This is a genomic window from Paenibacillus sp. G34, from assembly GCF_056856875.1.
In genome coordinates, this window is record NZ_CM166469.1 from 40554 (window position 1) to 55972 (window position 15419).

Consider the following 15419-nt stretch of genomic DNA (forward strand, 5'->3'; position numbering starts at 1 on the left):
ACGCTTATAGATTCCAATGAACCAGCACGGAGGGTTTTTATTTTATGACTTATTTTGACTCGAAATTAAAAATATTTACTTGCAATTCTAACCCCAAGCTTGCTCATCAAATTGCTGATTATATCGGGATTCCTATGGGTGAATCGCATACAACCAGCTTTAGTGATGGCGAGATTCAAGTGAAACTCTCCGAGAGTGTTCGTGGCTGTCACGTGTATATCGTGCAGTCAACTTGCTTGCCGGTTAATGACAACCTGATGGAAATGCTCGTGATGATTGATGCATTGAAACGTGCATCGGCCAAAACAATTAACGTCGTTATTCCGTATTACGGCTATGCACGTCAAGATCGCAAAGCACGTTCACGTGATCCGATTACGGCCAAGCTGGTAGCTAACCTGATTGAAAAGGCAGGCGCAACCCGTGTAATTGCAATGGATTTGCATGCCATGCAGATTCAGGGATTCTTCGACATTCCAGTCGATCATCTGCTGGGCGTGCCGATCCTGGCGCAATATTTCCGCTCGAAACAGATTGAAAATCCGGTTGTCGTGTCACCTGACCACGGTGGTGTGGTTCGTGCGCGTAAACTGGCCGATTTCCTGAATGCACCGCTTGCGATCATCGACAAACGTCGCCCTGAGCCAAACGTTAGCGAAGTCATGAATATTATCGGTAACATCGAAGGCAAAACAGCGATTTTGATTGATGACATCATTGATACTGCCGGGACAATTGTTCTGGGAGCCAATGCCCTGATGGAAGGCGGCGTGAAGGAAGTATATGCATGCTGTACTCACCCGGTATTGTCCGGACCTGCGATGGAACGTCTGGAAAATGCACCGCTGAAGGAAGTCATTGTAACGGATACGATTCCAATTACACATCCGAATCCAACAAGCAAGCTTAAAGTGCTCTCTGTAGCGCCATTGCTTGGGGAAGCGATCATCCGGGTTCATGAGGAATTGTCAATCAGCAAGCTGTTTGAAATTGAATAAGGATGTCTGCATAACGTAGTAGAGGGGTTACGTCTTCCGGTTGAACGGAAAATGTAACCCCTGTCGGCGTGCCGTTTTTAACGATGATTAAAAAGGATGCTGGCGCATTAATATCCCGGGCGGGAAATAAAGCGGAAGCGGCGTCTGTGAAACAGCGTGTCAGCAATTTCGACAAATTGACTATCGAAACGGGTAATCAGACCAATTTCGATATGAGTGTCACGGTCATACACTTGTACAGGCACATGATGCTCCAGATGATAAATAAAGTCACTATGTTGAGTCAGTTGTCCATTATCTTCGCGCAAAACCCGCTCACCTTCCTGGGTGGATAAATGTTCGATACGTACTTTCCTGATATTATATGAAATATAACATTCGAAGTCTATGCCTCACCTAAGTGATAATTGAAGGAGGGAATCAGATGAAGTGGATTGTAGGACTTGGGAATCCAGGCTCGAACTATGCCAAAACGCGGCATAATATCGGTTTTATGGCGCTAGATCGATTGGCAGATCGCCATAACATTTCGATTACACAAAACAAGTGTAAAGCACTGATCGGAGAAGGTAACATTGGCGGCGTCAAAACGGTATTGATTAAACCAATGACCTATATGAACCTTTCGGGTGAATCGGTACGAGCTTACATGGATTTTTATAAAGTCAGTCTGGAAGACCTGATCGTTGTATATGACGATATGGATACAGAGATTGGCAAGGTACGCTTGAGATATCAAGGGAGTGCCGGTGGACATAATGGAATCAAGTCCATTATTCAGCACACAGGTACACAGCAGTTTAACCGGGTCCGTATGGGTATATCCCGGCCTGATCCAGGACATGCCATTGTAGACTATGTACTGTCAACCTTCATGAAGAAAGAGAAAGAAGCGCTGGAGCAGACGATTGAGCAAACATGTGATGCACTGGAGCATAGCCTGACGAATACGTTTGAGCAAACGATGGCCAAATTCAACGGCTGATACAATCCAGTATTAAGGTAGTTACACTGGAAAAAAGATCAAATGCGTGACTTTTAATCGAACAACCTGGGCATACTGGATGTATAAACCATGTTCAGGAGGCATAACTATGTCAGTGAATTATGTATGTCGGCATTGCCGTACCTTTATTGGACGAATTGATTCGGCTAAAATTACAGAAACACAGCTCGGTTTTCATTTCTTGACCCCCGACGAGCGGAGGGATATAATAGCGTATAATTCGGGTGGTGATGTTACCGTTCGGATTACATGTGATTATTGTAAGGAAGCGTTAGAACATAACCCCGAGCTTAGTTTGCTTGCGAACCCGCTTCAGTAGCTATCGCCTGCAGTGGGATTAGAGTGAAGTGAAAGGATGAACATTGAAAAAATGAAAGAGAGGAAGGCCGCAGTTATAGCGACCTGACTTTTATAGCCTTGGCAGCCTGCTGAGGCTTCTTTTCAGTTGGAACAAAAACAGGATATATTCAAACCTGAATTCTAAATTAGAGGGTTGCTGAATGAACAGATGTGGCAATGTTGCGATGAATCCTTTATGATGAAACAGGACGAAAAGGAATAACTATCCAATTTTTAAAAATCCCAATGACTATGCAGATACTGCACAACAGCGTGCAATGATCAATAATCAAGAAAGTTATAAGAGAGGTGCCCCTTTTGTTACAAGCACTCATAAAAGCTTTTTCCAAAGATCCGGACTTTGCGTCCATTACGGCTGGAGTTAAATCTGGCATGAAGGAGCAGTTGGTTTCGGGTTTATCCGGTTCGGCTCGCCAGATTATGCTGGCAGCGCTGCATCAAGAGATGGACCGGCCATTGCTCGTCGTCACACATAACATGTTTGCTGCGCAAAAAATTGCAGAAGATTTACAGGAAGCGCTTACACCAAATCAGGTGTTGATCTATCCTGCCAATGAGCTCGTTGCGGCCGAGGCTGCAGTATCCAGTCCGGAAACGCTCGCTCAGCGTATAGAAGTTTTGGTTCGTTGCGCCCAAGGGTTCAGGGGCGTTGTTGTCATTCCTTTTTCCGGGGTAAGACGTTATGTTCCTCTGCCTGAAGTAATGGCAAGCGCACATATTCAGATTAAACAGGGCAGCACGCTTCAACTGGATTCGTTCTTGCTGGAGATGGTGAAGCTTGGATATGAGCGTGTGGAACGCGTTGAGTCACGCGGAGAGATGAGTGTACGTGGTGGTATTATCGACTTCTATCCAGTAACTTCATCGATTGCGTATCGGGTGGAGTTATTTGACGACGAAATCGATTCCATTCGTACATTTGATCCGGCAGATCAGCGTTCTATTGAAAAGATAGAGGAAATCACGGTACTGCCGTGTAAAGAACTGATCGCAGATCGGCAGCGTATGGAGAAAGCAGCCGATACGGCAGCAATTCTGCTTGAACAGCAACTGGAAAAAATGACAGATCGTCAGGCTAAGCTTCGTTTGCGTGAAGAGATGCATCGCGAGATCGAGTTGTTGCGTCAGCATGTTTATTTTTCGGAAATGTACAAATACATCTCCCCACTCTATCCGGAGAATAAAACGATCTATGACTACATGCCAGAAGATACGATTCTGGTATTGGATGAGCCGGCAAGACTATCGGAGACATCCAAGCAACTGGATCGGGACGAGTCGGAGTGGAATCTGCATCTGATGCAAAATGGGAAAACACTTCCAGATCTACCGCTATCGGCAGATGGGGATGAGTTGCTCTATGAGCGTTCGTTCCAGACGATCTTTATGTCGATCTTTCTGCGCCAGGTGCCGCATACGCAACCACAGAACATTCTGAACTTTATCAGCCGGGGCATGCAGGATTTCCACGGACAGATGAACGTGCTGAAGGCAGAGATGGAACGCTGGCAGAAAGCCGGTGTTCAGGTGCTGATGCTTGCGAATGGTGAGGAACGGATGGATCGGATGCGCCGGGTATTGCAGGATTACGACATTCCTGAGCCGGAGATGCTGAATGGCAATTTGCAAACGGGATTCGAGATGCCGTCCATTCATTTGGCGGTGATCACAGAAGGTGAGATGTTCTCACAGAAGCAACGTAAAGCGCGCAAACCGATTCGAAACATTGACAATGCCGAGCGTATCAAGTCTTATAGTGAGCTGAAAGTGGGCGATTATGTCGTTCACCAGAACCACGGGATTGGTAAATACCTCGGGATTGGCACGCTTGAAGTTGCCGGTATTCACAAAGACTACATGCACATTCTGTATGCTGGTGGCGATAAGTTGTCTGTTCCGATTGAACAGATTGATCTGATCCAGAAATATGTGGGTTCTGAAGAAAAGGAACCGAAAATATACAAGCTGGGCGGCAATGAATGGACACGCGTTAAAAATAAAGTTCGTTCATCCGTTCAGGATATCGCCGATGATCTGATCAAGCTGTACGCAGAGCGTCAGACGTCCAAAGGTTATGGATTCGACAAGGATTCTGCAGAACAACAGGAATTTGAAGATATGTTCCCTTATGATGAAACCCGGGATCAGATGCGTGCGATTGAAGAAATCAAAAAAGATATGGAACAAAACCGTCCCATGGATCGTTTATTGTGTGGAGACGTTGGATACGGCAAAACAGAAGTGGCCATTCGTGCTGCGTTCAAAGCGGCAATCGAAGGTAAACAGGTGGCGGTGCTGGTTCCGACCACAATTTTGGCTCAACAGCACTATGAAACATTCCGTGAGCGCTTCTCCGGTTATCCATTCAACATTCATGTCCTTAGCCGATTCCGTTCCCGCAAGGAACAGAATGAGACAGCCAAAGGCATCAAAGCCGGTACAATCGACATTGTTATCGGTACACACCGCTTGTTGTCACAGGATCTGGTGTTCAAAGACCTGGGACTGCTCATTGTTGATGAGGAGCAGCGTTTTGGCGTAACACACAAGGAGAAACTGAAAAAGCTCAAAACAAACGTGGACGTGCTGACTCTTACAGCAACGCCAATTCCGCGTACTTTGCACATGTCCATGTTGGGTGTACGTGACCTGTCGGTTATTGAGACACCGCCGGAAAATCGTTTTCCGGTTCAGACTTATGTGGTGGAGCACAGCCAGGCGCTTGTCCGTGAAGCAATTGAACGGGAATTGGCCCGTGGTGGTCAGGTGTATTATCTCTATAACCGGGTGCAAGGCATTCAGGAGATGGCTGCCGAAATTTCAGATCTGGTACCCGAAGCCAAGGTTGGTGTCGGGCATGGCCAGATGAGTGAAACCGAGCTGGAGAAGACGATCCTCGACTTCCTGGACGGAGAGTATGATGTACTGGTAAGCACGAGCATCATCGAGACGGGTGTCGATATTCCGAATGTAAATACACTGATTGTGCATGATGCAGATAAAATGGGACTTTCCCAGTTGTACCAGCTACGTGGACGGGTAGGCCGGTCTAACCGTATTGCCTATGCGTATTTCACGTACCAACGGGACAAAGTGCTTACCGAAGTTGCGGAGAAGCGCCTGCAGTCCATTAAGGAATTCACCGAGCTTGGTTCAGGTTTCAAAATTGCGATGCGAGATCTATCCATTCGTGGTGCAGGTAACCTGCTTGGAGCGGAACAGCATGGCTTTATTGCTTCTGTCGGGTTTGACCTGTACTCACAGATGCTGGCAGAAGAAATCAACAAACGTAAAGTTACAATGCTCGGCGAGGAGCCTGTTCCTTCCGATCAATGGAATACAACGCTGGATCTCAGTATCGATGCTTACTTGCCATCGGATTATATTTATGACAGTATTCAGAAGATTGAGATCTATAAAAAGGTCGCAGTTATTGCTTCCTTCGACGACGCGATGGAACTTGAAGACGAATTGGTTGACCGATTCGGTGATCTGCCGGAGGCTGTAATCAATTTGATGGCGGTGGCCCGCCTTAAAGTGTATGGCAAAATCTATGGCATTGAGTCCATCACACAGCGTGGTGACGATCTTACAGTCAAGTTTTATGAAGGGCGTGAACATGCCTTCGAGCTCTCAAAAATCTCACACATTGGAAATCAGTTCGAAAGACGTGTACAATTTGAACAAGGACCCCATATGCTGATTCATGTAAAAGGCAAGGGTCTTGGGGATAAGCAACTGATGGAACTGGTAGAGAAGTTTCTGGAGTCCATGAAGACTGCTTTTAAATCAAAGGGGGAACTAAAAGATGTTAGCAAAGTATAAAAAAGTGGGAAAAGTACTGTCCGTAGGTATGGTTGCAGTACTGTCCCTGTCCTTGCTTGCTGCATGCGGCAAGAAGGAAGAAGCGAAAGCACCGGAATCAACAGATAAGAGCGCTGTAGTGGCTACGTATGATGGTGGCACGATCACGGCGAATGAATTCGACATGGAACAACGTGTCATGAAATTCCTCTATCCGGAATATGCACAGATGATGGATATGGATGATTTTAAAGAGTACCTTGTAAAGCAAGAGATTGCTTATGAATATTTGAGCGGCAAAGCAAGTGCAGAAGCAAAAACAGCTGGTGCCAAAACAGCATCCGAACAATTCGACAAAATGAAAGCTCAAGTGAAAGAGGATCAGTGGGCTGAGATGTTGAAAGCTCAAAATCTGACAGATCAAAACATTAAAGACTACATGACTCGCATTATGACGGTGATTAAAGATAAAGAAACAGGCGTAACTGAAGATGCGATCAAGGCAGAGTTTGAGAAAAACAAAGATCAGTTCACAACGGCTTCTGTACGTCACGTGCTGATCGGATTCACGGATTCAAAAACGCAGAAAGAACGTAAGAAAGAAGATGCATTAAAGTTAGCGAAAGAAGTAAAAGCGAAACTTGAAGGCGGAACTGATTTTGCTGAAGTGGTGAAAAAATATTCAGATGACGCTAGCTCTGTACCGGAGGGTGGATTGTATAAAGATACACCTGTTGCGACTTGGGTAGAAGCTTTCAAAGAAGCTGCGAAAACATTGCCGCTTAACAAAATCAGTGATCCGGTTGAAACAGAATACGGTTATCACGTTATGAAGGTAGAAGCACGTACGGAGGCAGATTACTCCAAATTGAAACCAGAGCAGAAAGAAACGCTGAAAAGCCAGCTAGCTGCTGCTCAAATCGATACGTTTATGCAAAAAGAGCTGGATAAAATCATCAAAGAAGTGAAACTTCCTAAGACGGAGAAGAAAGAGGAAGGCACAACAGGAGGTACGACAGGTACAGGTACAGAAGGTACGAAAACAGATGAATCCAAAACAGATTCCAAAGGTACAGATGCAAAAACAGATGCAGGTACTACAGGAACAGACAAAGACGCGAAAACCGAAGAAGGTACAAGCAGTAAATAGTTTGATTCGCAGTGATTTTAACATGCGTTTCAGAAAAGCCTAAGAAGCTTGCTGAAACGGGTTATACTCACCTTAATATGGAAAACCTATAACGAAGTACAGGGAGAACTACGGTTCTTTCTGTTGCTTCGTTTTTTTGTTTACATGGAGCGTAAACGATTAGAGATACAGTTTTTATTACTTTGTAAAAAAGTTAATTCACGATATTCTGCAAAGCATGTATAAGGATATGGGAACAGATGAATACTATGGTCAAGAAATCACACTAAACGTTCTGGGACTTTCCTCTACCCATTAAGGAACAGTAGTTGAAAAATCTTCTCGAGAAAGTGGGGCAACATGTAAATGAAAGCTACTGGTATTGTCCGCCGTATAGATGACCTGGGTCGTGTGGTCATTCCTAAAGAAATCCGTCGTACGTTACGTATTCGTGAGGGAGATCCTCTTGAAATTTTTGTGGATCGTGATGGAGAAGTTATTCTTAAAAAATATTCGCCTATTGGTGAACTTGGCGACTTTGCCAAAGAATATGCGGAATCACTGTATGAGAGTACAGGGCACGTTACAATGATCTCTGACCGGGATACCATTATCACGGTGGCAGGCGGTTCCAAGAAAGAGTATTTGGATAAACAGGTTGGAAGCCTAGTGGAGAGTTGCATGGAAAACCGTAAGACCATTATGGAAGCAACCAATGGTACTTATGAGCTTAGCAAAGATCATGACGAGACGTTATCCTCTTTTGTTATCGCGCCAATTATCTCTGGTGGTGATCCCATCGGAACCGTTATCCTGTTTAACAAAGATGAATCCGTGAAGATGTCTCAGATGGAAACTAAAATGGCTGAGACGGCTGCAGGATTCCTCGGCAAACAAATGGAACAATAGACAGCAGATGGACTCCTGTGAGCCTGAACCGGGCATACGGGAGTTTTTGCTTTTTACATATAAGTTGAACTATAAGTGTTTACACAAGTACTCCGATGACAGAATAACCTGGAGAGTAGCGGTTATCCCCAAAAAATATTTCACCTTCATAGATGGGGGGAGGCTAGAGGTTTTGATCTGATCACAGGTTGTGGCTGGCTCAAAGGATGTTCGTATTGTGTGCCTTCTGGCAGGTATAATAGCAAAGGGAGCTTTTGCTTTATTTGAATGCCAAGGTACACATAGGAGGAACCACAGACTTATGAAACAACCATCTTCAGGTACAAGGCTATTACAAGGGGCGTTTATCCTTGGTCTTGCCGCCATTATCTCTAAAATCATTGGTGCTTTTCAAAAGATTCCACTTCAGAATCTAGGGGGAGACGGTGTTTTTGGTATCTACAACACGGTCTATCCGTTATATATGCTCATTATTACGCTGGCTGCGGCGGGGCTTCCGCTAGCCGTCTCCAAATTTGTAGCAGAACAGCATGCCCTCGGAAGACCTGACGAGAGCCGTAGAATTATACGATTATCATCGATTCTACTCGGAGGCCTTGGACTGCTCACAGCTATGGTAATGTATGTGAGCGCATCGTGGATCGCAGATCTGATTGGTAATCAGCACGTCATTCCTTCGATCCATGCTGCCTCTTTAGCCTTGTTATGTGTACCAGTGATGACAGGTTTGCGCGGATATTTTCAGGGAATGCAGCAGATGGTGCCCACAGCTCTCTCTCAGGTAGTAGAGCAGATGGTACGGGTCACGGTCATGATTGTGGTGTTATTGTGGTTAATTCGTCAGGAGGCTTCACTTGAGAATGTTGCCGCAGGGGCAATGTTAGGTTCGGTGGCAGGAGGTTGCGCGGGGCTTGCCGTAATGCTGGGATTTGTATACCGACATCGCCGGAAAGAGCGGACAGAGCATCCGGTGGATGATAAGGCTTTGGGTGCACAAGATCAAGAGAACAAGGGCGAGCAGGTATATGGTGAGGCGTTAGATGCAGAAGTGGAGCGGCTAAGGAATATTAATCAGATTAGACAGTCCGCAGATGCTTCCCAAGACTTGGAAAACAAGCCAAGGGCGAATGCTGGAGTAGTAGTAGCACATGATGTTGCTCCAGTGGAAGGAAAGGTACAAGCTCGGGAGACCAGACGCTCGAACACAGCGTGGATACGCATTTTGCTAATCTATGCCATTCCGGTTTGTCTGGGGTCACTCGCCGTACCCCTGATGAATCTGGTGGATACCTTCACGGTTCCACGGCTGCTGCGCGGCCAAGGGCTGGATGAGTTGCAAACCATGGTATCCTTCGGCATTTACAACCGTGGATTGCCGCTGGTGCAGCTGGTGACGATGCTTGCCACGTCACTCTCGGTGCTGTTTATCCCGGCGATGGCCGAAGCGCGCCTGAAGGGCGGGCCAGAAGCCGTCAGGCAGCAAGCAGGGATGGCGCTGCGCTGGTTCTGGCTCATCGGTCTGGCAGCATCCGCAGGTCTTGCGGTGCTGGCAGATCCGATTAACCGCATGCTGTACGGGGATGCCGCAGGCACCGAAGCATTGCGGTACATGGCGCTGACGGCAGCGGGCAGCACCGTCAGCATTATTGCGGCGGCGCTGCTGCAAGGCATCGGCGCCGTGCGCGCTCCCGCGTTCAGCATGCTGGCCGCTGCAGGCGTCAAGGTGCTGCTGAACGTCATGCTTGTGCCGGCGCTGGGCATTAGCGGCGCGGCGCTTGCAGGTGCAGCCGCCTATATGCTGGCGGCTGGCCTGAATGTGGCGCTGCTGGCGCGGCTCACCGCCATGCGCCCTACCCCTGGCGCCGTCCTGGCGAAGCCGGCGCTGGTGGTCGCCGCCATGAGTCTGGCGGCGCTAGGCATGGCCTGGGCCGCCGAAGTGATACTCGGCGGCTTGGGCATCGCAGCCACGCATCGGCTGGCTGCGATGGGCGTGAGCCTGCTGGGCATAGCCGCAGGTGCAGCCATGTTTGTGCTGGCCGCGGCCCGGACAGGGCTTCTGACCGCAGCAGAGTTGTCGGCCTTGCCGAAGCTGGGGCCGCGTCTGGCCAAGCTGCTGCGCAGACTGCGTGTACTGCGCTAGCCAAATCCGGCGCTAATGGTATACACCTGCTACACCTGCTTAAGGTGCCGTTGCGCGCCTTGTGGTATCTTCTCATCTCACTATAAACCTGAGGATCGTATGGGTTGTTTAATGACTAGTAGACATGAGCAGCATGAAACAGCTAGACAGATGCGATTATAGGATATCGACAGATTCTGGTATAATACGTTTAATTATTGAGTGCCATCCTGTTAAGGCGAGATGTAAGATGCTTATGGACACAGATATGTTATGTTAAGTGGGCAGCCGGAATAGCAGGATGGTTCGGATGGAGGTTTAAGCGATATGAGTGCAGCTTTGACAGTGGTAGGTCTTGGATCTGGGGATGCAGACCAACTGACATTAGGTATTATTAAAAAAATGAAACATGCGACTACTCTGTATGTACGCACACTGGATCATCCGGTAATGAATGATCTGCAGAAAGAGGGACTAGAGATGACGTCGTTTGACGCCATCTATGAATCAAAATCCTCCTTCCCGGAGGTTTACGATGAGATCGCGAACCAATTGATCGAGGCTGCTCGCAGCGGGGATGCAGGCACCGAGATTGTATATGCCGTACCGGGCCATCCAATGGTAGCTGAAGCCAGTGTAAGATTACTGAAGGAACGCTGTCCGCAGCAAGGCATCTCGTTACGTGTTATGGGTGGAGAGAGTTTCTTGGATGAAGCCTTTATCCGGCTCGGTTTTGATCCCATTGAAGGTTTCCAGCTACTGGATGCCAGCAGTCTGAATCCCGAACTGGTGCAGCCTCAGTTACATACGTTGATTGGGCAAGTTTACGATGGTTTTACGGCTTCGGATGTGAAGCTGTGCCTGATGGAAGTTTATCCCGATGATTATCCGGTGTTTGTGGGCCATGCACTTGGTGTGCAAGGTCAGGAAGTCATCCACAAGGTACCACTGCATGAGCTGGATAGGACTCCTGGTTATGGCAATCTGTCGCTGATCTATGTGCCGAAAAATACAGATGATGCTTTGCGCCGCCGCTCTTTCGCGCGTTTGCACGAGATCGTGAATATTCTTCGCAGTCCGGGCGGTTGCCCATGGGATCAGGAGCAAACACATCAGTCGATTCGTAAAAATCTGATTGAAGAAACGTACGAAGTCATTGAAACGATCGATGAGGACGACCCGGATCATATGAAAGAAGAACTGGGTGATCTGCTGCTGCAGATTATGTTGCACGCTCAGATGGAAGAAGAGATCGGCACATTCAACGTTTATGACGTCATTGAGGGATTGAATGACAAGTTAATCTTCCGTCATCCGCATGTATTTGGCGACAATCAGGCTGAAGACGCGAATGAAGCCCTGCAAAACTGGGAACAGATGAAAGCAGAGGAGAAGAAACGCAAAGGTCAGAATGCGGAAAAGACTTCAGTATTGGACGGTGTGCCGCGTGACTTGCCTGCATTGATGAAAGGGTACAAGCTCCAGAAGAAAGCAGCCAAAGTCGGCTTTGACTGGGATAATGTGGAGGGTGTTTTCGGCAAGATTGAAGAAGAGCTGGCCGAATTAAGAGAAGCAGTGCAGCAGGGACATGATGCGGAAGCGCGCAAGCTGGAACTGGGTGATGTTTTGTTTGCCACGGCGAATGTAGCACGTTTTATTGATACAGATCCGGAGGAAGCTCTTGCTGCGACAAACCGCAAGTTTGTCGCGAGATTTCAGTATATCGAGGATCGGTTACGTGAGCAGGGCAAGACACCTGCGGATAGTACGGTAGAAGAGATGGAGCAATTCTGGCAACAGGCGAAGAAAGCCGGGCTTTGATTTGTTCTGATTGTAAAAATATCCAAATACCTTATTCCATCAGAGTGGGCAGTGTGTTATGATGATACGAACATGTGTTCAACCTCATTTTAAGTCTGGTGTTTAATGAGACATCGTTTCGGGTACTGGACTTAGACGATTCTCTGCGATAAAGCGACAAAAGCTAAAAAAAGTCGCAGGTCAAGGCAGGAATTTAACATGCAAGCCAGAATACATGTGTAGTAACCGTGCGAGATATGACTTGGTTAAGATAAGGCTACCAAGGCTCGCAGATACTTTTTCTTTAATTTGGGAGGCTTTTAACATGAACAAAACAGACCTGATCAACAACATTTCAAACAAAAGCGGTTTGACAAAGAAAGATGTCGAGTCCGTATTGAATGGCTTTTTAGGAGAAATTACAGATGCACTTGCTAGCGGAGACAAAGTACAATTGATCGGCTTTGGCACTTTTGAGACCCGCAAACGTTCCGGTCGTACGGGACGTAACCCGCAAACAGGGAATGAGATCGTGATTCCTGAGTCCACTGTTCCTGCGTTCAAAGCAGGTAACAAACTTAAAGAAGCTGTAAAATAATGCGTCTTGATAAATTCCTGAAGGTATCTCGGCTGATCAAACGCCGTACGGTAGCCAAGGACGTTTCCGAACAGGGACGTGTCTTGGTCAACGGACGGGAAGCCAAGCCCAGCGCTGCTGTTAAAGTAGGCGATGAGCTTACGGTTCAGTTCGGTCAGAAGCTTGTTACCGTGAAGGTGGAGCGTCTTGCTGAGAGTACCAAGAAGGATGAGGCGAGTAGCCTCTATACCTTGGTTAAGGAAGAGCCGATCGCCAAGGATAACGGAATGGACTGGTAACAGGACTTCCATAAAGATGTTTAATTTTGTTTATATCGTATGAATGAAGCGTCCTCCCAGTAACGGGTGGGCGTTTTTTATGTTACGTGCCAAAGGGAATTGAAAGGATCGGTGAGTCAGCAGTTCTAATCCGAGTTTCTCATCCATATGCTAGGTACTAAAGAAGGAGGGGTACATGCCATGGTTGAGCACGGAAAGGCCAAACAGCACCATCTGAACATGCAAAATCGGAAACTGCTGGATCTGACAGGGGTCTCGAATGTAGAGAGTTTTGACAGCGAGGAGTTTCTGCTTCAGACCGAACTTGGGCATCTGACGATCCGGGGGCACAATTTACATATCAAAAACCTGAGCCTGGAGGAAGGTCTCTTATCTATTGAGGGTACGGTTAGTTCGCTTCAGTATCTCGATCCCGGTTCCCAATCCAAAAATAGTAAAGGCCTGTTTGGCAAGATGTTCCGATGATTCTGGATACGCAGTGGCTCACACTGGCCTGGATGGTGTTATCGGGAGTCGTGATGGGTGTGGCTTACGACAGTTACCGGGTACTGTCTGGGCAATTGCGATTCCCGAGATGGAGCATCCATACACTGGATTTGTTGTATTGGATCTCCTCCGCACTCTTCGTTTTTCGGATGCTGTATGCCGGAAACCACGGACAGTTGCGGTTTTATGTCTTTTTGGGGCTGATTATCGGGGTTTGCTTCTATTTTTGGCTTTTAAGTGTTACAACCCAGCGTTTTGTGGTAATGTTAATTAAACTCGCAAGAACACTCATCCAGTGGTGTGGACATATCCTTAACATCCTGATTGTTGTGCCAGCGAAGGGAATATACAGATTGGTTCGCGTGTTAATCGGTTTCGTCATGGCGATCCTGCTATTCCTGGGCAAGCTGGTGCTGCAATGTTTAATCCCTTTCGGCAAGCTGTTCCGCTGGATGTTTAGGCCGCTCCTGAGATATTGGGTAACGCCTGGGTGGATGATCCAAGCGGGTACAAGAATTGCAGCGATATGGAAACGCTGGTTTCAAGGAGGTCGTCCGGGGAATGAGTAGAACACCTGTGGGTAGCAAGAAGAGCCCCGCTAATCAGGGAAAGTCTGCTGGTGTACGAAGGCGTCTGATGCTTTGGTTGACATTTGTAGCTGTATTTGCGATCTGGGCAGGGTATACTTTTCTGGTACAGAACGCGCAAATTTCGGACAAGAGTGCTTATTTGGCCACACAGCAAATTTCGCAGCAGGATACGCAGAAACAGCTCGAGCAGCTGAAGTATGAGGTCAGTCGGTTGAAAGACCCTGAATACATAGGACAGCTGGCACGAAAAAAAGGATACTATCTTCCTGAAGAAACACCAATTCAGGTCGAAGGTCCAGGGAACTAATGGAATCCAGCCCTTTGCTTAGCAAGGTTAGTTTTCCATGAGTCTTATGCGCGTAAAACGGAAAAAATAGGCTCTACAATAGGTTAGTGCTCAGTTGACCTTGGTTTATGGCATAAGGTATAATTACAAGTAGCGCAGCATGATTTTGGCATTCAAAAAATCGGGTTGTATATTTTTAAGGGAGGATCATTTTATTCTATGGCAATTGAAGTGGGCACCAAGTTAGAGGGCAAGGTGACAGGAATCACGCATTTTGGAGCATTTGTGGATCTGTCAGGAGGTGTCACGGGTCTCGTTCACATCTCGGAAATCGCCGACAATTACGTCAAAGATGTCAACGACCACCTGAAGCTGAATGACCAAGTTACAGTAAAGGTTATCAACGTTGACAAAGACGGCAAGATCGGACTTTCCATCAAACAGGCTGTTGACAAACCGGTAGAGCAACAAACCCAATCCAGACCCCCAAGAGCTCCTAGACCGGAACGCAGTGGAGGAGATCGCGAACGATTCAGCGGCGGAGGCCCAAGTGGTGGCCAAGGTCGTGGTGGTGGCGGCGGTGGATTTAACCGTGACCGCGGAGGCCGTTCTTTCAAGCCCGCAGCAGGCAAACCTTCATTTGAGGATAAAATGTCACGCTTCCTGAAAGATAGCGAAGAACGGATCTCTTCGCTCAAGAAGAATACAGAGGGCAAACGCGGTGGCCGTGGCGCCAAGCGTGTGTAATCTGTTTCAACCTGATATGAATATATAAGTAAAACCGTTAGCCAATCGGCTAACGGTTTTTTTGTGCATTCCTACTATAATTCAATGAATTTCGTAGTTCGACGAAACATCGGAGAGGAATTGATTTTTAGGTAAGGCACGACACGATCCTTTCCCGATTTGCAACGTCCAACGGAAGGATAAGAACATTTGTCGTCTTCCATTTTTTACCGACAGGTTTCCGTGGCATTCCCCAGTTATTCTGCTCAGATCATGGCGACACCCTATAACTTCTCGTTCAAAATCAGACATGCTGCCCTTGTTCAGTCT

15 protein-coding genes are annotated in these 15419 nt (G+C 47.2%); 14 read left to right on the forward strand and 1 reads right to left on the reverse strand.

The window, feature by feature from the left end:
* Nucleotides 1-44 precede the first annotated feature (44 nt).
* Complete coding sequence (locus AC1VYS_RS00190) at nucleotides 45-998, forward strand: ribose-phosphate diphosphokinase (RefSeq protein ID WP_441930349.1); 954 nt, start codon at nucleotides 45-47, stop codon at nucleotides 996-998.
* A 107-nt stretch (nucleotides 999-1105) separates the two neighbouring features.
* Here the strand turns inward: AC1VYS_RS00190 and AC1VYS_RS00195 are convergent, their stop codons facing one another.
* Nucleotides 1106-1306, reverse strand: coding sequence for a hypothetical protein (locus tag AC1VYS_RS00195; RefSeq protein WP_110899227.1), 201 nt, complete (start codon nucleotides 1304-1306; stop codon nucleotides 1106-1108).
* Nucleotides 1307-1422: 116 nt separating this feature from the next.
* Here AC1VYS_RS00195 and pth point away from each other — a divergent pair, with 116 nt between their 5' ends.
* From pth to AC1VYS_RS00260, 13 genes are all read left to right on the forward strand, one after another.
* The gene (gene pth / locus AC1VYS_RS00200; protein ID WP_441930348.1) at nucleotides 1423-1983 is read left to right on the forward strand and encodes an aminoacyl-tRNA hydrolase; all 561 of its coding nucleotides are present in this window, start codon (nucleotides 1423-1425) and stop codon (nucleotides 1981-1983) included.
* Between the two features lie 109 nt (nucleotides 1984-2092).
* Entirely contained in the window at nucleotides 2093-2323 is a 231-nt protein-coding gene (gene fin / locus AC1VYS_RS00205) for an anti-sigma-F factor Fin (RefSeq protein WP_482912552.1), read from the forward strand.
* A gap of 338 nt (nucleotides 2324-2661) precedes the next feature.
* Entirely contained in the window at nucleotides 2662-6189 is a 3528-nt protein-coding gene (gene mfd, locus AC1VYS_RS00210) for a transcription-repair coupling factor (RefSeq protein WP_482912553.1), read from the forward strand.
* Nucleotides 6173-7318, forward strand: a complete 1146-nt coding sequence (locus AC1VYS_RS00215) for a peptidylprolyl isomerase (RefSeq protein WP_482912554.1) — start codon at nucleotides 6173-6175, stop codon at nucleotides 7316-7318. The genes mfd and AC1VYS_RS00215 overlap by 17 nt, the downstream gene beginning before the upstream one ends.
* Before the next feature lie 345 nt (nucleotides 7319-7663).
* Nucleotides 7664-8206: a stage V sporulation protein T gene (gene spoVT, locus AC1VYS_RS00220; RefSeq protein WP_090924614.1), complete on the forward strand. Its 543-nt coding sequence runs from the start codon at nucleotides 7664-7666 to the stop codon at nucleotides 8204-8206.
* A 301-nt stretch (nucleotides 8207-8507) separates the two neighbouring features.
* A complete protein-coding gene (locus AC1VYS_RS00225; protein ID WP_482912555.1) occupies nucleotides 8508-10346 on the forward strand; it encodes a putative polysaccharide biosynthesis protein in 1839 nt (612 codons plus the stop codon).
* Between the two features lie 306 nt (nucleotides 10347-10652).
* Nucleotides 10653-12146: a bifunctional methyltransferase/pyrophosphohydrolase YabN gene (gene yabN, locus AC1VYS_RS00230; protein WP_482912556.1), complete on the forward strand. Its 1494-nt coding sequence runs from the start codon at nucleotides 10653-10655 to the stop codon at nucleotides 12144-12146.
* Between the two features lie 304 nt (nucleotides 12147-12450).
* Nucleotides 12451-12723 (forward strand): HU family DNA-binding protein, encoded by a 273-nt coding sequence (locus AC1VYS_RS00235; protein ID WP_090924617.1) that lies wholly within the window; start codon nucleotides 12451-12453, stop codon nucleotides 12721-12723.
* Nucleotides 12723-13001 (forward strand): RNA-binding S4 domain-containing protein, encoded by a 279-nt coding sequence (locus tag AC1VYS_RS00240; protein ID WP_090924618.1) that lies wholly within the window; start codon nucleotides 12723-12725, stop codon nucleotides 12999-13001. The genes AC1VYS_RS00235 and AC1VYS_RS00240 overlap by 1 nt, the downstream gene beginning before the upstream one ends.
* 180 nt (nucleotides 13002-13181) lie before the next feature.
* A complete protein-coding gene (yabP, locus tag AC1VYS_RS00245; RefSeq protein ID WP_441930342.1) occupies nucleotides 13182-13466 on the forward strand; it encodes a sporulation protein YabP in 285 nt (94 codons plus the stop codon).
* Nucleotides 13463-14056, forward strand: a complete 594-nt coding sequence (gene yabQ, locus AC1VYS_RS00250) for a spore cortex biosynthesis protein YabQ (RefSeq protein WP_482912557.1) — start codon at nucleotides 13463-13465, stop codon at nucleotides 14054-14056. The genes yabP and yabQ overlap by 4 nt, the downstream gene beginning before the upstream one ends.
* Nucleotides 14049-14384 (forward strand): FtsB family cell division protein, encoded by a 336-nt coding sequence (locus AC1VYS_RS00255; RefSeq protein WP_482912558.1) that lies wholly within the window; start codon nucleotides 14049-14051, stop codon nucleotides 14382-14384. Before yabQ ends, AC1VYS_RS00255 begins: the two co-directional genes overlap by 8 nt.
* Before the next feature lie 198 nt (nucleotides 14385-14582).
* Nucleotides 14583-15110: a S1 domain-containing RNA-binding protein gene (locus AC1VYS_RS00260; protein WP_090924622.1), complete on the forward strand. Its 528-nt coding sequence runs from the start codon at nucleotides 14583-14585 to the stop codon at nucleotides 15108-15110.
* The last annotated feature ends 309 nt before the right edge of the window (nucleotides 15111-15419 follow it).